The sequence below is a fragment of the uncultured Fretibacterium sp. genome (genome assembly GCF_938040765.1).
Lineage (GTDB): Bacteria > Synergistota > Synergistia > Synergistales > Aminobacteriaceae > CAJPSE01.
Genome location: NZ_CALIAA010000314.1, coordinates 1 through 1,125, shown reverse-complemented (window position 1 = coordinate 1,125; position 1,125 = coordinate 1). Strand labels below are relative to the sequence as shown.

The following is a 1,125-nucleotide window of genomic DNA, read 5'->3' as shown; positions in this document are numbered from 1 at the left end:
GAGAGAAGGGAGAAGAAAGAAGCGAAAACCGTGACCACAGAAAACGCGCAAGTCGGATATTCGGAACCTCATCGCAGGGTTCCCCTCCATGGCCCATGCCGGGGGAGGGGAAGCAAGAGGAGTCCAAGGAAACCCAAGGGCCAGGACGTCCCCTTGGGGCAATGCGTAACAAGGCGATACGGGTTGACCCTCCAGACCGTCGTAGAACGACGGAGAGGCACGTCAGGGGACTGGGGATAGGGGGAGAAGTACCCTAAGCGATCCCGATGGCCTCACAGGGGCATCCAGGACGCGCCTGGAGGATAAAACGAAAGGACACGAGGCCAAGGAAGCGGGAGACCGGCCCCTTGGCCACAGAGAAGGGAGACACGACGATGAACGAAGCATTGAGGGGCAGCACGTTGGAGGTTGCCTTCGAGAAGCTCTGGAGAACCCGTGGCGGCGTCGCGGACCTCAGGGTACTCGGCGACCCTTCGGGGGACAAGGCGGCAAGTAGATTTCTCCTTGCACAGGAGAAAGCCTCCGGCGCACTGAAGGCCGAGAACGAGGACATTTACAGGGAGCTTGAGTTCGCTACCGACGACTACATCTCAAAGGTCACACAGGAGCACTATCGCCTGGGGTTCCAGGACGCCTTGCGCCTCATGGCCGGGGCCTGAGCCTCCGCGCTGATCTGCGGCGTTTTGCGCTGACTTGAGGCCAAGGCGCCGCCCTAAGGTGCAATGATCGCCTCCAGGTTCTGAGTAGGAGTTGGCTGACGAATTGTCTGAATTGATGTACTCGTTTTAAACGAGTTGTCTACACAAATCTCTGGACGCATCTTCCGGACCAACGCTTCGCCAACGTTGCATTTGGCCGCAATTTGGCAGTTGGAGAGCTTGCTCCATTCTTCATCCTCAAGCATGACCCAGGGCGTTCCAGAAATTACCGGGCTCGACCGTGCCTTTTCTGGGCTTGTCTGGTGCTTGTACTGTGCTGGCCCGGAAATTTCCGGGGCGGGTTGCGCCTCGCGGCTCGCCTAACAAATTTGTGAAGCGAGGTTTTTCGCAAATTCGTGAAAAACCCCGGAACGATCAGGGCTTCCGCTAAGAGGGAGGTTTTCCCCGAATTTATGGAAAACCTCCC

The 1,125-nt window shown here is 57.8% G+C and carries 1 protein-coding gene; it reads left to right on the top strand.

Translation table 11 applies throughout. The annotated features are described in order from the left end of the window. Nucleotides 1-347 precede the first annotated feature (347 nt). The gene (locus tag Q0176_RS10920) at nucleotides 348-659 is read left to right on the top strand and encodes a hypothetical protein (RefSeq protein WP_299302873.1); all 312 of its coding nucleotides are present in this window, start codon (nucleotides 348-350) and stop codon (nucleotides 657-659) included. Nucleotides 660-1,125: the final 466 nt, after the last annotated feature.